The sequence below is a fragment of the Massilia sp. HP4 genome (assembly GCF_005222695.1).
GTDB lineage: Bacteria > Pseudomonadota > Gammaproteobacteria > Burkholderiales > Burkholderiaceae_D > Telluria.
The window spans coordinates 102115-119373 of sequence record NZ_STGG01000064.1; the positions used below are offsets into that span (position 1 = coordinate 102115).

Genomic DNA, 17259 nt, shown 5'->3' on the forward strand with positions numbered 1-17259 from the left:
TCTTATTTGCGCTCGGCCAGCGGCACGAACTGCAGGTCTTCCGGACCGACGTAGTTCGCGCTTGGACGGATGATCTTGTTGTCGATGCGCTGCTCGATGACGTGGGCGGCCCAGCCCGAGGTGCGCGAGATGACGAACAGCGGCGTGAACATGGCGGTCGGCACGCCCATCATGTGGTACGACACGGCCGAGAACCAGTCCAGGTTCGGGAACATTTTTTTGACTTCCCACATCACCGATTCGAGGCGCTCGGCGATGTCGAACATCTTCATCGAGCCTGCTTCGGACGACAAGGTGCGCGCCACTTCCTTGATCACCTTGTTGCGCGGGTCCGAGATCGTGTACACCGGGTGACCAAAGCCGATCACGACTTCCTTGTTGGCCACGCGGTTGCGGATATCGGCTTCGGCTTCGTCGGCGTTCTCGTAGCGCTTCTGGATGTCGAGCGCCACTTCGTTGGCGCCGCCATGTTTCGGTCCGCGCAGCGCGCCGATGGCGCCGGTGATGGCCGAGTGGATGTCGGAACCGGTGCCGGCGATCACCCGGCTGGTAAAGGTCGAGGCGTTGAACTCATGCTCGGCGTACAGGATCAGCGAGGTATGCATCGCCTGCACCCACGACTGGCTCGGCTTGACGCCGTGCAGCAGGTGCAGGAAGTGCCCGCCGATCGAGTCGTCGTCGGTTTCGACCTCGATGCGCTTGCCGTTATGGCTGTAGTGGTACCAGTACAGCAGCATCGAGCCGAACGACGCCATCAGGCGGTCCGCGATGTCGCGCGCGCCGGCGATATTGTGGTCGTCCTTCTCGGGCAGCACGCAGCCCAGGGTCGACACGCCGGTGCGCATCACGTCCATCGGATGGGCGCCGGCCGGCAGCGCCTCGAGCGCGCTCTTGACGGCCTGCGGCAGGCCGCGCAGCGAACGCAGCTTGGCTTTATAGCCGCGCAGCTCGGCCTCGTTCGGCAGCTTGCCGTGCACCAGCAGGTAGGCGATTTCCTCGAATTCGCAGGCGTCGGCCACGTCCAGGATGTCGTAGCCGCGGTAATGCAGGTCATTGCCCGATTTGCCGACCGAGCACAGCGCGGTATTGCCGGCGGCGACGCCGGACAGGGCCACGGATTTCTTCGGCTTGAAGGTCGGGGTCTCGTTGTTCTGGGTGCTCATGTTCCGGTCTCCTGTTACTTGGATTTGTTCTGGGCGAACAGCGCGTCCAGCTTCTGTTCGTAGCTATGGTAATCGATGCGGTCGTACAGTTCGGCGCGCGTCTGCATCGTGTCGAGCACGTTCTGCTGGGTACCGTCGCGGCGGATCGCGTTGTATACGTTCTCGGCCGCCTTGTTCATGGCGCGGAAGGCCGACAGCGGATACAGCACCAGGCCCACGCCCGCGCCTTTCAGCTCGTCGACCGTAAACAGCGGGGTCGCGCCGAATTCGGTGATATTGGCCAGCACCGGCACCTTGACCGCGTCGGCGAACCGTTCATACATCGCGAGGTCCGTGATGGCTTCGGGGAAGATCATGTCGGCGCCGGCTTCCACGCAGGCCACGGCGCGCTCGATGGCGGCGTCCAGGCCCTCCACCGCCAGTGCGTCGGTGCGCGCCATGATCACGAAGTCGTCGTCCGGACGGGCATCGGTGGCGGCCTTGATGCGGTCGACCATCTCGTCCTTGCTGACGATTTCCTTGCCCGGACGGTGGCCGCAGCGCTTGGCGCCGACCTGGTCTTCGATGTGGCAGGCGGCCGCGCCGGCCTTGGCCAAGGTGCGCACGGTGCGCGCGACATTGAAGGCCGAGGCGCCGAAACCGGTGTCGACGTCGACCAGCAGCGGCAGGTCGCACACGTCGGTGATGCGGCGCACATCGATCAGCACGTCGTCCAGGTTCGAGATGCCCAGGTCGGGCAAGCCCAGCGAGCCGGCTGCCACGCCGCCGCCCGACAGGTAGATTGCCTTGAAACCGGCGCGCTTGGCCAGCAAGGCGTGGTTGGCATTGATCGCGCCAACGACCTGCAACGGGGATTCTTCCTTCATTGCCTTGCGGAATGCGGCGCCTGCGGTGAGCTTGGTCATGCGGTGTCCTTTCTGGATCGGTGGGTATCGGGGGTTCTATTGCAAACGCCGTGCCAGCCTGGAAATCCTGCAATACACCAGAATATTTCCAATGTAATCAGCGACTTGGCCTGTCATCGACTTGTTCCACGGCTTGCTGTCGCAAGCAATCGCGTTTCAGAATGAAACACATGAATTCACCTTGAAACACTGAAGCGAGGCTTAAGCCCTGGCCGGATCTGTGCAAAGCGCTTGACATATCGAGATATCCCGATATACTGGAATCCATGGAACTGCTCGACATCTTCAAAGCCCTCTCTAACCGCACACGCCTCGATATCCTGAAAGGCTTGAAGGATCCTGAGAACCATTTCCCTCCGCAAGACGAGGGCGATGTCCACACGGTCGGCGTTTGTGTCAGCAGCATCCAGGAAGGTGTCGGCTTGTCGCAGTCGACCGTGTCCGATTATCTCGCGACGCTGCAAAGGGCCGGCCTGGTGGAAGTCAGGCGCATTGGCCAGTGGACGTACTACAAGCGCAACGAAGCAGCCATCAATGCGCTTGCCGAGGTCATTGGAAAAGAACTGTAGTTTTTTTTGTCACAATATATCGAAATTTCCCGATATCCCTTTTTAACGAAACGGAAAACAACCATGAAAGCTCAAGTGCTCACTTCTTTTGGCGGCCCACAATCGTTCGAACTGCGCGACGTGCCGAAACCCGTGCCGCAAGCCGGCCAGGTACTGGTCCGGGTGCAGGCCACCTCCATCAATCCGCTGGACTACCAGGTCCGCCGCGGCGACTACGCCGACCTGGTGCCGTTGCCGGGCATCACGGGGCATGACGTCTCCGGTGTGGTCGAGGAAGTCGGCCCAGGCGTCACGGCATTCGCCCCGGGCGACGAAGTCTGGTACACCCCGCAGATCTTCGACGGTCCGGGCAGCTACGCCGAGTACCACGTTGCCTCTGAAAACATCGTCGGCAAGAAGCCGGCATCGCTGACCCACCTCGAGGCAGCCAGCCTGACCCTCGTCGGCGGCACGGCCTGGGAAGCCCTCGACGTGCGCGCCCAGCTGAAAGCCGGCGAAAGCATCCTGATCCATGGCGGCGCGGGGGGCGTCGGCCACGTCGTGATCCAGGTTGCGAAAGCCATGGGAGCGAAGGTATTTACCACGGTGCGCGAAGACAATTTTGAGTTCGCACGGTCGCTGGGCGCCGATGTGGTGATCGACTACACGAAAGAGGATTATGTGGAGGCCATCCTGCGCGAGACCGGCGGCCACGGCGTCGATGTGGTGTTCGACACCATCGGCGGCGATACCCTGACCCGCAGCCCGGACGTGCTGGCGCAACTCGGCCGCGTCGTCTCGATCGTGGACATCGCCAAGCCGCAAAACCTGATCCAGGCCTGGGGCAAGAACGCCAGCTATCACTTCGTCTTCACCCGCCAGAACCGCGGCAAGCTCGACGAACTGAGCGCCCTGATCGGGCGCGGCCAGTTGAAACCGCACGTCGGGGCGGTCTATTCGCTGGCTGACATTCCGCTTGCCCATGCGCGACTGGAAAGCCCTGACAACGGCCTGCGCGGCAAGATCGCGATCGCGGTGGGGCCGCTGGCCGATCGCACGGGCGAAGAAGCCTGAGTCGTGGACTTGTTTAGAAAGGAGCACACCATGGTTTACGAAATCGCCACCCTGCCCGTGCGGCCTGAACGCATCGATGCGTTCGCCAGCGTCTTTGCCGGCGTCGCCCCCCTGCTCAGCCGCGCGAAGGGTTACCGGGGCCATATGCTGGCACGCGGGATCGAGCAAGCAGATCAGTTCACGCTCATCGTGCGCTGGCAGACACTGGAAGACCACAGCCCGCGCTTCGAATCCAGCGACGACCACCAGCTGTTCATGGCAGGTCTGCAGGATCAGCTCTCGGGCGAGCCCACCGTCCAGCACATCCAGGGCGCGGCCTTTACCATCGGCCCATGGGATGCGGGCGCTGGTAAATAAAAAAGGGCGGCCGTCACAGGCCGCCCTTTTTACCTGCTCACGAGCAGTTTAGTGCGCCGATGCTCCCGCCGCACCGATACCGGTCTCGGCGCGCACTTCCTGCGCCTCGAAGCCGGCGCGGTCGATGCGGGCGCGTGGGCCCTTGTCGGTGATCGAGAAGATCCAGATGCCGAAGAAGCCGACCGCCATCGAGAAGATCGCCGGCGAGGCATACGGGAAGATCGCAGCGCCATTGCCCAGCACATCGACCCAGACCGATTTCGACAGCACGGTCAGGATGACCGCGGTCGCCAGGCCCAGGAAGCCGCCCACCGTGGCGCCGCGGGTGGTGCAGTCTTTCCACAGCACCGACATGAACAGCACCGGGAAGTTCGCCGAAGCGGCGATCGCGAAGGCCAGCGACACCATGAAGGCGACGTTCTGCTTCTCGAAGGCGATGCCCAGCAGCACGGCGATGATGCCGAGGCAGATGGTGGTGATCTTCGACACTTTCAGCTCGTTGGCGCTGGTTGCCTGGCCCTTCTTGAACACCGTGGCATACAGGTCGTGCGAGACCGCCGAGGCGCCCGACAGGGTCAGGCCGGCCACCACCGCCAGGATGGTCGCGAAGGCCACTGCCGAGATGAAGCCCAGGAACACGTCGCCGCCCACGGCTTGCGCCAGGTGGACCGCCGCCATATTGTTACCGCCCAGCAGGGCGCCGGCGGCATCCTTGAAGGCCGGGTTGGTGCCGACCAGCACGATCGCGCCGAAGCCGATGATGAAGGTCAGGATGTAGAAGTAGCCGATCCAGGTGGTCGCCCACAGCACCGATTTACGGGCTTCCTTGGCGCTCGGGACGGTGAAGAAGCGCATCAGGATGTGCGGCAGGCCGGCGGTGCCGAACATCAGCGCCATGCCGAACGAGATGGCCGAGATCGGATCCTTGATGAAGCTGCCCGGGCCCATGATGGCGTCGCCCTTAGCGTGCAGTTCGGTGGCCGACTGGAACAGTTGCGCCGGGCTGAAGTTGTACTGGGCCAGCACCGAGAACGCCATGAACGAGGCGCCCGACAGCAGCAGCACGGCCTTGATGATCTGCACCCAGGTGGTGGCGGTCATGCCGCCGAACAGCACGTAGACCATCATCAGCGCGCCGACCAGCACCACCGCGATCCAGTAGTCCAGGCCGAACAGCAGCTTGATCAGCTGGCCGGCGCCGACCATCTGCGCGATCAGGTAGAAGGCCACCACGACCAGGGTGCCGGACGCCGCGAACACGCGGATCGGCTTCTGGGCGAAGCGGTACGAGGCCACGTCGGCAAAGGTGAAGCGGCCAAGGTTGCGCAGGCGTTCGGCCATCAGGAAGGTGATGACGGGCCAGCCGACCAGGAAGCCGATCGCATAGATCAGGCCATCGAAGCCGTCCAGGAATACGGCGGCGGAAATACCGAGGAAGGACGCGGCCGACATGAAGTCGCCCGCGATCGCCAGGCCGTTCTGGAAGCCGGTGATGCCGCCGCCGGCGGTATAGAAGTCGGACGCCGAGCGGGTCTTGGCGGCGGCCCACTTGGTGATGAACAGGGTGCCCACCACGAACACCGCGAACATGATGATCGCGGTCCAGTTGGTGGCCTGCTTGACGCCCTGGCCAAGGTCGGGCGCGCCGTGGGCCAGGCCGGCGGCTGCCAGCAGGGCCAGTGCGACTGAAGTGTGAACGCGGCTCATCATGCACCCACCTTCGCTTTAATGGCGTCGCTCAGCTCATCGTATTCGCGGTTGGCGCGGCGCACATAGATGCCGGTGATGACGACGGTGAACACGATGACGAACAGGCCCAGGGGAATGCCCCAGGTCATGACACCGTCACCGATGCGGGAACCCATGAATTCCTTGTTGAAAGCCACCAGCAGCGTGAAGCCGTAGTACACGATCATCATGGCCCAGGTCAGCGTCCAGCCGAACTTGGAGCGGGTCTCTTTGAGCTTGAGGTAATTCGGGTCGCTCTTGACCCTTTGTACAACGTCTTGTTCCAATTTTGTCTCCTGATTTTCTTGGGTCTTGCCTTTACGGCTGAAACCCATGCTACGGGCGCCCCCTTACCGGATTCTTACGGCATGAATTTAATTGACCGCTCGTTCGCTTAGTCTGCAATGTTTCATACTGAAACAGCGGGATGAAAAATGCACTAGACTTGAAACATGAATCCTTCCCGCTCCCCCGTTGACGCCAACGACAAGCCCGTCATCTGGACGGTCTCGGTCTCGCGCCTGTCCGACCTGTTCCGCGACATCACCGTCGAATACGATCATCTTGCTTCGATCGAAGCGCTGCAGCTTGGTTTCGACGAGGCCGCCAAACATATCCGCGAACGCCTGGCCACCGAACACTGCGATGTGGTGATCGCGGCCGGCTCGAATGCCGCCTGGCTCAAGGGCCGCGTCTCGGTGCCGGTGGTGGCCGCCAAGGCCAGCGGCTTCGATGTATTGAAGGCACTGGCGCGGGCCAGGCGCGTGTCGCACCGGATCGGCGTGATCAGCTACCAGGCGCCGCTACCCGAGCTGGCCGATTTCGCCGCCACCTTCGGGCTCGACCTGGCCCAGCGCACCTATGTCACGCGCGAAGATGCGCGCGCCACGGTGCAAGAGCTGAAGGCCGAAGGCGTCAAGGTCATCGTCGGCGCCGGCCTGATCACCGACCTGGCCGAGGAAGCCGGCCTGACCGGCGTATTCCTGTATTCGGCGGCCTCGATCCGCCAGGCCTTCGACGATGCGCTGGAACTGGCGCGCCTGACCCGGCTCGAGGCTGGCCGCTGGCGGCGCAAGCCCAATGAGCAACGCGCGCGGCGCGGCATGAACGACCTGCGCGGCGATTCTCCCGCGATGGAGCGCCTGCGCCAGACCGTGGTGCTGTATGCGCGCTCGCCCAGCACCGTGCTGATCGAAGGCGAGACCGGCAGCGGCAAGGAGCTGGTGGCGCAGGCGATCCACCGCGAGAGTCCGCGCCGCGGCGCCAACCGCCCCTTCGTGGCGGTGAACTGCGGCGCGATCGCCGAATCCCTGCTGGAATCCGAACTGTTCGGCCACGAGGAAGGCGCGTTCACCGGCGCACGCCGCGGCGGCCACGCCGGCCTGTTCGAGGCGGCCAATGGCGGCACCCTGTTCCTGGACGAGATCGGAGAAATGCCGCTGGCCCTGCAGACCCGCCTGCTGCGCGTGCTCGAAGAACGCGAGGTGATGCGGGTCGGCGGCACGCGGCCGGTGCCGATCGACGTGCGCGTGATCAGCGCCACCCACTGCGACCTGGAGGCGCGGGTGCGCGAGGGACGCTTCCGGGCCGACCTGTTCTATCGCCTGGCGGTGCTACGGCTTGCATTGCCGCCGCTGCGCGCGCGGACGCTGGACATCGCGCCACTGGCCGAATGGTCGCTGAAACAGGCGCTGGCGGCGCTCGATGCGCGCCCGCATCCGAACCTGGCTGCCGAGGTCGACGCTTGCGCGCCCCTGCTCTCTTCCTACAGCTGGCCTGGCAATGTGCGCGAACTGCGCAACCTGATGGAAAGGGTGGCGCTGTTCCTGGCGGCCGAACCGTTGCAGGCCTTGAGCCCGGCCTTCCTGCTGGCGGTGGCGCCGGAGCTGGCGCGTGGAACCATGGACGTCACGCAAGCGCTGCCCTCCGCTATCCATGCCCGCGAATCGGCCGCCACCGTGCTGGCCCGCTTCGGCGGACAACGTGATCTTGCCGCTCAGCACCTTGGCATCAGCCGCACGACCCTGTGGCGGCGCCTGAAGTCGGAAGCGCCGCAGACTTAGCAAATCTTTAAGCTGCTCCAAAGCAGCGCTCGACAAAAACTCGTATCATGATTCTTCAGAGTGCTGGCGCCGATCCGCGCCAGTTCGTCGTAGCACGCCGGTCCGCCGCGGTCTCTTTGCGCTACCCGCGCCGGCTGGCCGGCTTAACGGAGGCAATATGCAACATGCGTCGCAAGCTGCACTGTTTTCGCTGATCGGCGATACCCCGCTGGTAGAAGTCACCCGGATCGATACCGGGCCCTGCCAGCTGTTCCTCAAGCTCGAATCCCAGAACCCGGGCGGCTCCATCAAGGACCGCATCGGCAAGACCATGATCGAGCAGGCCGAGCACGACGGCCTGCTGCAGCCGGGCGGCACCGTGATCGAGGCCACGGCCGGCAATACCGGCCTGGGCCTGGCGCTGGTGGCGCGCATCAAGGGTTACCGGGTGGTGCTGGTGGTGCCAGACAAGATGGCGCCAGAAAAAATCCTGCACCTGAAGGCGCTCGGCGCCGAGATCCACCTGACCCGCTCCGACGTCGGCAAGGGCCATCCCGAGTACTACCAGGACTACGCCGCGCGCCTGGCGAAAGAGATTCCCGGCGCCTGGTTCGCCGACCAGTTCAACAATCCGGCCAATCCGCGCGCCCACGAGACCACCACCGGCCCCGAGCTGTGGGACCAGACCAACCACAAGCTCGACGCCATCGTGGTCGGCGTGGGTTCGTCCGGCACCCTCACCGGCCTGTCGCGCTATTTCAAGAAGACCCAGCCGCTGCTCGAATTCGTGCTGGCCGACCCGCAGGGCTCGATCCTGGCCGAATACGTCGACACCGGCCATGTATCGCAGCATGCGGGTTCGTGGGCGGTCGAGGGCATCGGCGAAGATTTCATCCCCGGCATCGCCGACCTGTCGCGCGTCAAGACCGCCTACACCGTCAGCGACGAAGAGAGCTTTTCCACCGCGCGCCTGCTGCTGCAGCAAGAAGGCATCCTGGCCGGCTCTTCCACCGGCACCCTGCTGGCGGCGGCGCTGCGCTACTGCCGCGCGCAGACCCGCCCCAAGCGCGTGGTCACCTTCGTCTGCGACACCGGCACCCGCTACCTCTCCAAGGTCTATAGCGACGGCTGGATGGTCGACCAGGGCCTGATCACGCGGCCCAAGACGAACGACTTGCGCGACCTGATCGGCCGCCGCCACGACGCCGGCGAAGTGATCACCCTGACGCCCGACGACACCCTGCTCACCGCCTTCAACCGCATGCGTTCGAGCGACCTGCAGCAGTTGCCGGTGGTCGATGGCGGCGGCCGGCTGCTGGGCCTGATCGACGAATCCGACCTGCTGCACCAGGTCACGCAGGATACTGCGCGCTTCAATGCACCGGTGTCGGGCACCATGACGACCCAGCTGCAAACCCTGCACCCGGCGGCCAGCATGGGCCAGCTGCGCGAAATCCTCGACCGCGGCCTGACCGCCGTCATCGCCGACGGGCCGACCTTCTACGGCCTGATCACGCGCTACGACCTGCTCAATCATTTGCGAAGGACCTTGTCTTGACTAATCCAATCGACTTCAAGCGTCACCTGGCTACCCGCGTCATCCACGGCGGCCAGGCGCCCGAACCGGCGACCGGCGCCGTGATGCCGCCCATCTTCGCCACCTCGACCTTCGCGCAGCAGAGCCCGGGCGTGCACAAGGGCCTGGACTACGGCCGCTCGCACAACCCCACGCGCTGGGCGCTCGAGCGCTGCGTGGCCGACATCGAGGGCGGCCGCGCCGCCTTCGCCTTCGCCTCGGGCCTGGCCGCGATCGCGGCGGTGCTCGAACTTTTGCCGGCCGGCTCGCACATCGTGGCCGGCGACGATATGTATGGCGGCACCTACCGCCTGTTCGAGCGCGTGCGGCGCGACAGCGCCGGCCTCACGTTCACTTATGTCGACCTGTCCGATCCCGACGCGCTGGCGGCCGCCATCCAGCCCGAGACGCGCATGGTGTGGGTCGAGACCCCGACCAATCCGATGCTCAAGCTGGCCGACCTGACGGCGATCGCCGGCCTGTGCCACGCGCGCGGCATCGTCAGCGTGTGCGACAACACCTTCGCCAGCCCGATCAACCAGCGTCCGCTCGATCACGGCTTCGACATCGTGGTGCACTCCACCACCAAGTACATGAACGGCCACTCGGACGTGATCGGCGGCGTGGCGGTGGTCGGCGCCGGCGACGCCCAGACCGGCCTGGCCGAGAAGCTCGGCTTCATCCAGAATGCGGTGGGCGCGATCCAGGGACCGTTCGACAGCTTCCTGGTGCTGCGCGGGATCAAGACCCTGGCCCTGCGCGTGGAGCGCAGCAATGCCAACGCCCTGCTGCTGGCCAGCTGGCTCGAGCAGCAGCCAAGGGTGCGCAAGGTCTACTATCCCGGCCTGGAGTCGCACCCGCAGCACGCGCTGGCGCGGCACCAGATGCAGGGCTTCGGCGGTATCGTCTCGATCGACCTCGATACCGATGTCGATGGCGCGCGGCGCTTCCTGGAAACCTGCGAGGTGTTCACCCTGGCCGAGAGCCTGGGCGGCGTGGAAAGCCTGATCGAGCATCCGGCCCTGATGACCCACGCCAGCATCCCGCCCGAGCGGCGCGCCGAGCTGGGGATCGGCGACGGGCTGATTCGCCTGTCGGTCGGGATCGAGCACGTCGACGACCAGCGCGAGGACTTGCGGCGGGCGCTGGCGGCGATTTGAGGCAGAACGTAGGGTGGCCGTCCACCCTACCGTGATTCAAGCCGCTTCGAGCAGGCGCTGACGTGGCTGGTCCGGCGCAGCCAGCGCACTGCGCAGCTTGAAGGTCGCCACCAGCGCCGACAATTCGGCCGCCTGCTGGCGCATCGAAGCCGCGGCGGCCGCGGCTTCTTCGACCATCGCCGCATTCTGCTGGGTCGACATGTCGATCTCGGCGATCGCGCGGCTCACTTGCGTGACGCCATCGGCCTGGCCGGCGCTGGCGGTATGGATCTGGCCCAGGATGCCGGCCACTTCATGCACGTGTTCCAGCATGGCGCGCATGGTCGAGCCGGCCGATTCGGCCATGCCGGTGCCGGCCTCGATCTCGCTCGACGATTCGCCGATCAGTTTCTTGATTTCCTTGGCCGCCCCGGCCGAGTGCTGGGCCAGGCTGCGCACCTCGGATGCCACCACGGCGAAGCCGCGGCCTTCGCTGCCGGCGCGCGCCGCTTCCACCGCCGCATTCAGCGCCAGGATATTGGTCTGGAAGGCGATGCTGTCGATCATGCCGGTGATGTCCACGATGCGCGCGGCCGAAGCCTTGATCGCGCCCATGCGCGCAACCAGCTGCTCGACCGCCCGTGCGCCTTCGGTCGCGACGCCGGACGCGGTCTGGGCCAGGGCATTGGCGTTCTTCGCATTGGCGTTGTTGCTGGCGATCGCCTCGCTCAACTCGTCCATCGCGCTCACGGTCTGACGCAGCGCATCGGCCTGGCGTTCGGTGCGGTTCGACAGGTCCTGGTTGCCCTCGGCGATCTCGTTCGAGGCCGAGTCGATCGCCTGGGCGCCGACCAGCACCTGCGACACGGTGTTCGACACGCCGTGGGTCATGCCGTTCAAGGCGTCGAACAGGCGGCCGATTTCGTCGCTGCGCTGGTGGCTGATGGTCGGCCGCAGGTCGCCGTGAGCCACCTGCTCGGCCAGCCTGGCCGCCTGCTGCAGCGGCACCACCAGGTTGCGGCTCAGGGCCCAGGCCAGGGCGACCCCGACCAGCAGCGCCGCGCCGCCCAGGCCCAGCAGCAGGATCTTGCTGAAGCTCGAAGAAGCAGTCGATGCGTCAGCCAGGCGGTGCGCCTCGCTGCTCTCATGGGCGAGCAAGGCGTCGAGGGCGCCGATCTTGGCCTTGTAGCCCGGCTCCCACTGCTTGGTGAGTATTTCTTCGACCAGGCCGGTCTGGCCAAGGTCCTTGGCCTTGAACAGCGCGTCCTGGACCTTCCCCAGCGCGGCCTTGTGGCGGGCTGCATCCTGCAGCAGCGCGCGCTCGCTGCTCGATACCGGCAGCTTGGCCAGCTTCGCTTCGATGGCGGCGATGTTCTTGCGGCCTTCGGCCAGCTGGGCCTGGAAGTAATCGGCCAACTCCAGGCTGTCGCTGCGCGCGATCGAGACGGTGCGCGACCCATTCAAGCGCTCGATGCCGAGCAGGTCGGACACCAGTTGCTGCTTGGCGAGCTTGTCGTTGACGAGGTTGGAGGTGATGACATCCGCCGCGTGCATGCGCCATACCGCGACGGCGGCGATGATCACGATGACGAGGGAGAGGATGCTGAAGGCGCCGATGAGCTTGGCGGAGGTATTGAGTTGTGCGAGTCGCATTGGTAGTCCGTGAGGAGGTGGGACAACGATGCGGGTAGTGTAGGAATGTTATATGACACGATCATGAACTTACATTTCAAGAATTACCATAGTCTTTTACAAATCATATTAATTAAAAAGTAACTAAGTTAATTAAACGTTACGCCATTCAGAATAGAAGACTCCTGACCCATCCTGCATCAGCCAGAAAATAAAAAACCCGCGGCACATGTGCACGCGGGCTTTGTGATAACAGCGCCTTGCGGCGCCCTCCTTACTCGATCTCGACCGTCTCGGCCGGCGCCGGTGGCGGCAATGCGTCGCCTTCCGGGAACTCGAGGACCACATCGTCCTTCTCGTTCAGGTCGACCGTCACGCGGCCGCCGTTGGTCAGGCGACCGAACAGCAGCTCGTCGGCCAGCGCCTTGCGGATCATGTCCTGGATCAGGCGCGACATCGGACGCGCACCCATCGCCGGATCGAAGCCCTTGGTGCCCAAGAACTTGCGCAGCTTCTCGGTAAAGATAGCCTCGACCTTCTTCTCGTGCAGTTGCTCCTCTAACTGCATCAGGAACTTGTCGACGACGCGCAAGATGATGTCTTCGTCCAGCGCGCGGAAGCTGATGATCGCATCCAGGCGGTTACGGAACTCGGGCGTGAACATGCGCTTGATGTCGGCCATCTCGTCGCCAGCCGCCTTCGAATCGAGGAAGCCCAGCGAGCGCTTGGTCAGGCTCTCGGCGCCCGCATTGGTGGTCATCACGATGATCACGTTGCGGAAGTCCGCCTTGCGGCCATTGTTGTCGGTCAGCGTGCCATGGTCCATCACCTGCAACAGGATGTTGAAGATATCCGGATGGGCCTTCTCGATCTCGTCCAGCAGCAGCACGGTGTGCGGCTTCTTGGTGATGGCCTCGGTCAGCAAGCCGCCCTGGTCGAAGCCGACATAGCCCGGCGGCGCGCCGATCAGGCGCGACACGGCGTGACGCTCCATGTACTCGGACATGTCGAAGCGCACCAGCTCGATGCCCAGGATGAAGGCCAGCTGCTTCGCCACCTCGGTCTTGCCGACACCGGTCGGCCCCGAGAACAGGAAGGAGCCGATCGGCTTGTCGGTCTTGCCCAGGCCGGCGCGCGCCATCTTGATCGCGGCCGACAGCGCCTCGATCGCGGGATCTTGCCCGAACACGACGTTGCGCAGGTCGCGGTCGATCGTCTGCAGCTTGCTGCGGTCGTCCTGGTTGACCGTTTGCGGCGGGATGCGCGCGATCTTGGCGATGATGTCCTCGATCTCGGTCTTGCCGATGGTTTTCTTTTGCTTCGACTTCGGCAGGATGCGCTGGGCGGCGCCGGCTTCGTCGATGACGTCGATCGCCTTGTCAGGCAGGTGACGGTCGTTGATGAAGCGCGCCGCGAGCTCGGCCGCGGTCGACAGCGCCGAGGCCGAATACTTCACGCCATGGTGCTCTTCGAAGCGCGACTTGAGGCCGCGCAGGATCGCCACGGTCTGCTCGACCGTCGGTTCGTTAACGTCGACTTTCTGGAACCGGCGCGACAGTGCATGGTCTTTCTCGAACACGCCGCGGAACTCGGTGAACGTGGTCGCGCCGATGCACTTGAGCTGGCCATTGGCCAGGGCCGGTTTCAGCAGGTTCGAGGCGTCGAGCGTACCGCCCGAGGCCGAACCGGCGCCGATGATCGTGTGGATCTCGTCGATGAACAGGATGCCGTTCGGGGTGTCCTTGATCTGCTTGAGCACGGCTTTCAGGCGCTGCTCGAAGTCGCCGCGGTACTTGGTGCCGGCCAGCAGCGCGCCCATGTCGAGCGAGAACACGACTGCGTTCTGCAGGATCTCGGGCACGTCTTCTTGCACGATGCGCCAGGCCAGGCCTTCGGCGATCGCGGTCTTGCCCACGCCGGCCTCGCCCACCAGCAGCGGGTTGTTCTTGCGGCGGCGGCACAGGATCTGGATCACGCGATCCACCTCTTCTTCGCGGCCGATCAGCGGATCGATCTTGCCGTCGGCAGCCGCCTTGTTCAGGTTCTGGGTGAACTGGTCGAGCGGCGACTCTTTCGCCTGGCCTTCGACCTGCGCTTCTTCCACGCCTTCGGACGCCTTCTGGGTGTCCATCTGCTGGTCCTTGCGCACGCCGTGCGAGATGAAGTTGACGACGTCGAGACGGGTCACGCCCTGCTGGTGCAGGTAATAGACAGCGTGCGAATCCTTCTCGCCGAAGATCGCCACCAGCACATTGGCGCCGGTGACTTCTTTCTTGCCGTTCGAGGCCGACTGCACGTGCATGATCGCGCGCTGGATCACGCGCTGGAAACCGAGCGTCGGCTGGGTGTCGACCTCGCCCGTGCCAGGCACGGTCGGGGTGTTATCACCGATAAAATTAGTCAGGGTCTTGCGCAGGTCTTCGATATTGACCGCGCACGCACGCAGGACTTCGGCGGCCGATGGATTATCGAGGAGCGCGAGCAGCAGGTGTTCCACGGTAATGAACTCGTGGCGTGCCTGTCGTGCCTCGACAAAGGCCATGTGTAGGGATACTTCAAGTTCCTGCGCAATCATACTTCCTCCATCACGCACTGCAGGGGGTGCCCGGCCTTGCGCGCATGCGTTAAGACAAACTCCACTTTGGTACACGCTATATCTTTGGAAAACACCCCGCACACACCTTTACCATTCTGGTGCACGGACAGCATGATCTGGGTTGCGGTCTCGCGATCCTTGTTGAAATACTCCTGGATCACGGCGACCACGAACTCCATCGGCGTGTAGTCATCGTTCAGTAGCGCCACCTGATACAGCGGAGGCGGTTTGACGGTCTGCCGCTCGAGCAGTTGTTCAGTATCGTGCTTCGTTGCCATGGGGTTATTCTAATACTTCCGCGGTTGGTGCCAAGCGTAAACATCAGCTCGTTTTCTGATGTTTCCATCTTACGCTTTTTCAGATATTTGCGCAGATGGCGTTCCGATTGCGGAAATCAAGACCGTGGATGGGCTGATGCTGAAATATTTGACAATAGGCACGTAAAAGCGCTTGACTTCAGTGATTATTCCACCAACAATGCAGTTATTGACATTGTACTTATGTACTTGTTGATAAGAAGTGAGCAGGCTGAGGAGGGGGCAAGAAGCTTCTTGCTTTTATGGCTCGTGTGATTTGTTAAAATTTGAAAGTTCTTTTATGGCAACTGGTACTGTTAAGTGGTTCAATGATTCCAAAGGCTTTGGCTTCATCACTCCTGATGACGGCGGCGAGGATCTGTTCGCTCACTTCTCCGCGATCAACATGAACGGTTTTAAGACCCTCAAAGAAGGTCAAAAAGTCCAATTCGAAGTCACGCAAGGCCCTAAAGGCAAACAAGCTTCCAATATCCAGGGCATGTAATCTTTCCCCTCCCGGAAGCAAGGAACCCCGCAACAGCGGGGTTTTTTTTTCGCCTAGCGGACGGGATTCTCGCCATGGGTCCAGCCGCTGGCCTGCACGAATGCCGCCGCGTCGGCCAGGATTGCCTGCAACTCGTCGTCGCTCACGGCATCGGGCATGCCGTCGACGGTATTGCGCTGGAGCGCATCGAGCGCCTCGTCGTAGCGGCGCACCAGGGCTGCCGCACGCTCGGCAACGTTGGGCGCCAGCGCGCCCGCCGCCGCCGCTGCGCGCAACTGCTCCGGATCGGCATGGCGCTGGAAGCCGTAGATGAAACGCCCGATTCTTTCGAATTCGGCCTGGGTAATCGATTCCTGGTCCATGCGTTCTCCTTGCGCGTGCCGGGACGCGCTTACATATTCTCGATCATGACCTCGCCGAATCCCGAGCACGATACCTGGGTCGCCCCTTCCATCAGGCGCGCGAAGTCATACGTCACCTTTTTCGACACGATCGCGCGGCCCATGGCCGCGATGATGCGGTCGGCCGCCTCGCTCCAGCCCATATGGCGCAGCATCATCTCGGCCGACAGGATCAGCGAACCCGGATTCACATAATCCTTGCCCGCGTATTTCGGCGCCGTGCCATGGGTTGCTTCGAATACTGCCACCGAATCGGAGATATTGGCGCCCGGCGCGATGCCGATGCCGCCGACCTGGGCCGCCAGCGCATCCGAGATATAGTCGCCGTTCAGGTTCAGGGTGGCGATCACGCTGTATTCGGCGGGGCGCAACAGGATTTGCTGCAGGAAGGCGTCGGCGATCGAATCCTTGATCATGATGTCGCGCCCGGTCCTGGGATTTTTCACCCGGCACCATGGGCCGCCATCGAACAGCTCGGCGCCGAACTCCTTTTGCGCCAGTGCATAGCCCCAGTCGCGGAAAGCGCCTTCGGTGTACTTCATGATATTACCCTTGTGGACCAGGGTCACCGAGGGCTTGTCATTGTCGATCGCATATTGGATCGCCTTGCGCACCAGGCGCTCCGTACCCTCGCGCGAGACCGGCTTGATGCCCAGTCCCGAGGTCCCGGGAAAACGGATCTTGTTGACGCCCATTTCCTCGGACAGGAAAGCGATCAGCTTCTGCGCGCCTTCCGAACCGGCTTCCCATTCGATGCCGGCGTAGATGTCTTCGGAGTTCTCACGGAAGATGACCATATCGGTCTTTTCCGGCTGCTTGAGCGGCGACGGCACGCCCTGGAAATAGCGCACCGGGCGCATGCAGACATACAGGTCGAGTTCCTGGCGCAGCGCGACATTGAGCGAACGGATGCCGCCGCCGACCGGCGTCGTCAGCGGGCCCTTGATCGAGACCACGTAGTCCTTCAGCACATCGAGCGTCTCTCCCGGCAGCCAGGTGTCTGCGCCATAGCGCCCGGTCGCCTTTTCGCCGGCAAAGATTTCCATCCAGCTGATCCGGCGCGCGCCGCCATAGGCTTTTTCGACCGCCGCATCGACCACCCTGATCATGACCGGCGTGATGTCCACGCCGGTGCCATCGCCCTCGATATAGGGAATGACCGGGTTATCCGGGACATTCAGGGTGAAATCGGCATTGACGGTGATCTTGCGGCCGTCGGCCGGGACGGTGATATGCTGGTACATCGCGTGTTCTCCCTGGTGGGCGGCGGTCGGGAGGGCGAACTCGATTACAATAT

The 17259-nt window shown here is 63.5% G+C and carries 16 protein-coding genes; 7 read left to right on the forward strand and 9 right to left on the reverse strand.

From position 1 onward, the window contains the following. Nucleotides 1–2 precede the first annotated feature (2 nt). Nucleotides 3–1163, reverse strand: coding sequence for a 2-methylcitrate synthase (gene prpC / locus E8M83_RS23295; protein ID WP_137175739.1), 1161 nt, complete (start codon nt 1161–1163; stop codon nt 3–5). A 14-nt stretch (nt 1164–1177) separates the two neighbouring features. Beyond that, complete coding sequence (gene prpB, locus E8M83_RS23300) at nt 1178–2068, reverse strand: methylisocitrate lyase (protein WP_137175740.1); 891 nt, start codon at nt 2066–2068, stop codon at nt 1178–1180. A 266-nt stretch (nt 2069–2334) separates the two neighbouring features. Here prpB and E8M83_RS23305 point away from each other — a divergent pair, with 266 nt between their 5' ends. The 3 genes from E8M83_RS23305 to E8M83_RS23315 all read left to right on the forward strand — a co-directional run bounded on the left by E8M83_RS23305 (nt 2335) and on the right by E8M83_RS23315 (nt 4047). Then, a complete protein-coding gene (locus E8M83_RS23305) occupies nt 2335–2637 on the forward strand; it encodes a helix-turn-helix transcriptional regulator (RefSeq protein ID WP_137175741.1) in 303 nt (100 codons plus the stop codon). A gap of 63 nt (nt 2638–2700) precedes the next feature. Then, on the forward strand, nt 2701–3690 hold the full coding sequence (locus E8M83_RS23310) for a zinc-dependent alcohol dehydrogenase family protein (protein ID WP_137175742.1): 990 nt from the start codon (nt 2701–2703) through the stop codon (nt 3688–3690). 30 nt (nt 3691–3720) lie between these two features. Continuing rightward, nucleotides 3721–4047 carry an antibiotic biosynthesis monooxygenase gene (locus E8M83_RS23315; RefSeq protein WP_137175743.1) on the forward strand — a complete coding sequence of 109 codons (327 nt, stop codon included), beginning with the start codon at nt 3721–3723 and terminating at the stop codon, nt 4045–4047. A 48-nt stretch (nt 4048–4095) separates the two neighbouring features. Here E8M83_RS23315 and E8M83_RS23320 read toward each other — a convergent pair whose 3' ends face one another. Then, on the reverse strand, nt 4096–5757 hold the full coding sequence (locus E8M83_RS23320) for a cation acetate symporter (protein ID WP_373995068.1): 1662 nt from the start codon (nt 5755–5757) through the stop codon (nt 4096–4098). Then, the gene (locus tag E8M83_RS23325; RefSeq protein WP_137175744.1) at nt 5754–6062 is read right to left on the reverse strand and encodes a DUF485 domain-containing protein; all 309 of its coding nucleotides are present in this window, start codon (nt 6060–6062) and stop codon (nt 5754–5756) included. Before E8M83_RS23325 ends, E8M83_RS23320 begins: the two co-directional genes overlap by 4 nt. Nucleotides 6063–6227: 165 nt before the next feature. On the opposite strand from E8M83_RS23325, the gene prpR reads away from it, so the two are divergent. From prpR to E8M83_RS23340, 3 genes are all read left to right on the forward strand, one after another. Continuing rightward, the gene (gene prpR / locus E8M83_RS23330; RefSeq protein ID WP_137175745.1) at nt 6228–7838 is read left to right on the forward strand and encodes a propionate catabolism operon regulatory protein PrpR; all 1611 of its coding nucleotides are present in this window, start codon (nt 6228–6230) and stop codon (nt 7836–7838) included. Nucleotides 7839–7995: 157 nt separating this feature from the next. Continuing rightward, a complete protein-coding gene (locus tag E8M83_RS23335) occupies nt 7996–9375 on the forward strand; it encodes a cystathionine beta-synthase (RefSeq protein ID WP_137175746.1) in 1380 nt (459 codons plus the stop codon). Further along, entirely contained in the window at nt 9372–10553 is a 1182-nt protein-coding gene (locus E8M83_RS23340; RefSeq protein WP_170976901.1) for a PLP-dependent aspartate aminotransferase family protein, read from the forward strand. The genes E8M83_RS23335 and E8M83_RS23340 overlap by 4 nt, the downstream gene beginning before the upstream one ends. A gap of 36 nt (nt 10554–10589) precedes the next feature. Here the strand turns inward: E8M83_RS23340 and E8M83_RS23345 are convergent, their stop codons facing one another. From E8M83_RS23345 to clpS, 3 genes are all read right to left on the reverse strand, one after another. Further along, entirely contained in the window at nt 10590–12185 is a 1596-nt protein-coding gene (locus tag E8M83_RS23345; RefSeq protein WP_137175747.1) for a methyl-accepting chemotaxis protein, read from the reverse strand. A 253-nt stretch (nt 12186–12438) separates the two neighbouring features. Then, on the reverse strand, nt 12439–14739 hold the full coding sequence (gene clpA / locus E8M83_RS23350) for an ATP-dependent Clp protease ATP-binding subunit ClpA (RefSeq protein WP_137175748.1): 2301 nt from the start codon (nt 14737–14739) through the stop codon (nt 12439–12441). Continuing rightward, on the reverse strand, nt 14736–15038 hold the full coding sequence (gene clpS, locus E8M83_RS23355) for an ATP-dependent Clp protease adapter ClpS (protein ID WP_137175749.1): 303 nt from the start codon (nt 15036–15038) through the stop codon (nt 14736–14738). The genes clpA and clpS overlap by 4 nt, the downstream gene beginning before the upstream one ends. A gap of 319 nt (nt 15039–15357) precedes the next feature. Between clpS and E8M83_RS23360 the strand changes: the two genes are divergently transcribed. After that, nucleotides 15358–15561, forward strand: a complete 204-nt coding sequence (locus E8M83_RS23360; RefSeq protein WP_020653506.1) for a cold-shock protein — start codon at nt 15358–15360, stop codon at nt 15559–15561. A gap of 53 nt (nt 15562–15614) precedes the next feature. On the opposite strand, the gene E8M83_RS23365 is transcribed toward E8M83_RS23360, so the two are convergent. Then, nucleotides 15615–15923, reverse strand: coding sequence for a hypothetical protein (locus E8M83_RS23365; protein ID WP_137175750.1), 309 nt, complete (start codon nt 15921–15923; stop codon nt 15615–15617). A gap of 29 nt (nt 15924–15952) precedes the next feature. Continuing rightward, entirely contained in the window at nt 15953–17206 is a 1254-nt protein-coding gene (gene icd / locus E8M83_RS23370; protein WP_137175751.1) for an NADP-dependent isocitrate dehydrogenase, read from the reverse strand. Nucleotides 17207–17259: the final 53 nt, after the last annotated feature.

What these genes read in the sequence shown, in the direction of transcription:
- E8M83_RS23315 (WP_137175743.1), top strand. Translation starts at nt 3,721, where the DNA reads ATGGTTTACGAAATCGCCACCCTGCCCGTGCGGCCTGAACGCATCGAT.
- E8M83_RS23360 (WP_020653506.1), top strand. Translation starts at nt 15,358, where the DNA reads ATGGCAACTGGTACTGTTAAGTGGTTCAATGATTCCAAAGGCTTTGGC.
- E8M83_RS23305 (WP_137175741.1), top strand. Translation starts at nt 2,335, where the DNA reads ATGGAACTGCTCGACATCTTCAAAGCCCTCTCTAACCGCACACGCCTC.
- E8M83_RS23345 (WP_137175747.1), bottom strand. Translation starts at nt 12,185, where the DNA reads ATGCGACTCGCACAACTCAATACCTCCGCCAAGCTCATCGGCGCCTTC.
- E8M83_RS23365 (WP_137175750.1), bottom strand. Translation starts at nt 15,923, where the DNA reads ATGGACCAGGAATCGATTACCCAGGCCGAATTCGAAAGAATCGGGCGT.
- E8M83_RS23335 (WP_137175746.1), top strand. Translation starts at nt 7,996, where the DNA reads ATGCAACATGCGTCGCAAGCTGCACTGTTTTCGCTGATCGGCGATACC.
- prpB (WP_137175740.1), bottom strand. Translation starts at nt 2,068, where the DNA reads ATGACCAAGCTCACCGCAGGCGCCGCATTCCGCAAGGCAATGAAGGAA.
- prpC (WP_137175739.1), bottom strand. Translation starts at nt 1,163, where the DNA reads ATGAGCACCCAGAACAACGAGACCCCGACCTTCAAGCCGAAGAAATCC.
- E8M83_RS23320 (WP_373995068.1), bottom strand. Translation starts at nt 5,757, where the DNA reads ATGATGAGCCGCGTTCACACTTCAGTCGCACTGGCCCTGCTGGCAGCC.
- E8M83_RS23310 (WP_137175742.1), top strand. Translation starts at nt 2,701, where the DNA reads ATGAAAGCTCAAGTGCTCACTTCTTTTGGCGGCCCACAATCGTTCGAA.
- clpA (WP_137175748.1), bottom strand. Translation starts at nt 14,739, where the DNA reads ATGATTGCGCAGGAACTTGAAGTATCCCTACACATGGCCTTTGTCGAG.
- clpS (WP_137175749.1), bottom strand. Translation starts at nt 15,038, where the DNA reads ATGGCAACGAAGCACGATACTGAACAACTGCTCGAGCGGCAGACCGTC.
- prpR (WP_137175745.1), top strand. Translation starts at nt 6,228, where the DNA reads ATGAATCCTTCCCGCTCCCCCGTTGACGCCAACGACAAGCCCGTCATC.
- icd (WP_137175751.1), bottom strand. Translation starts at nt 17,206, where the DNA reads ATGTACCAGCATATCACCGTCCCGGCCGACGGCCGCAAGATCACCGTC.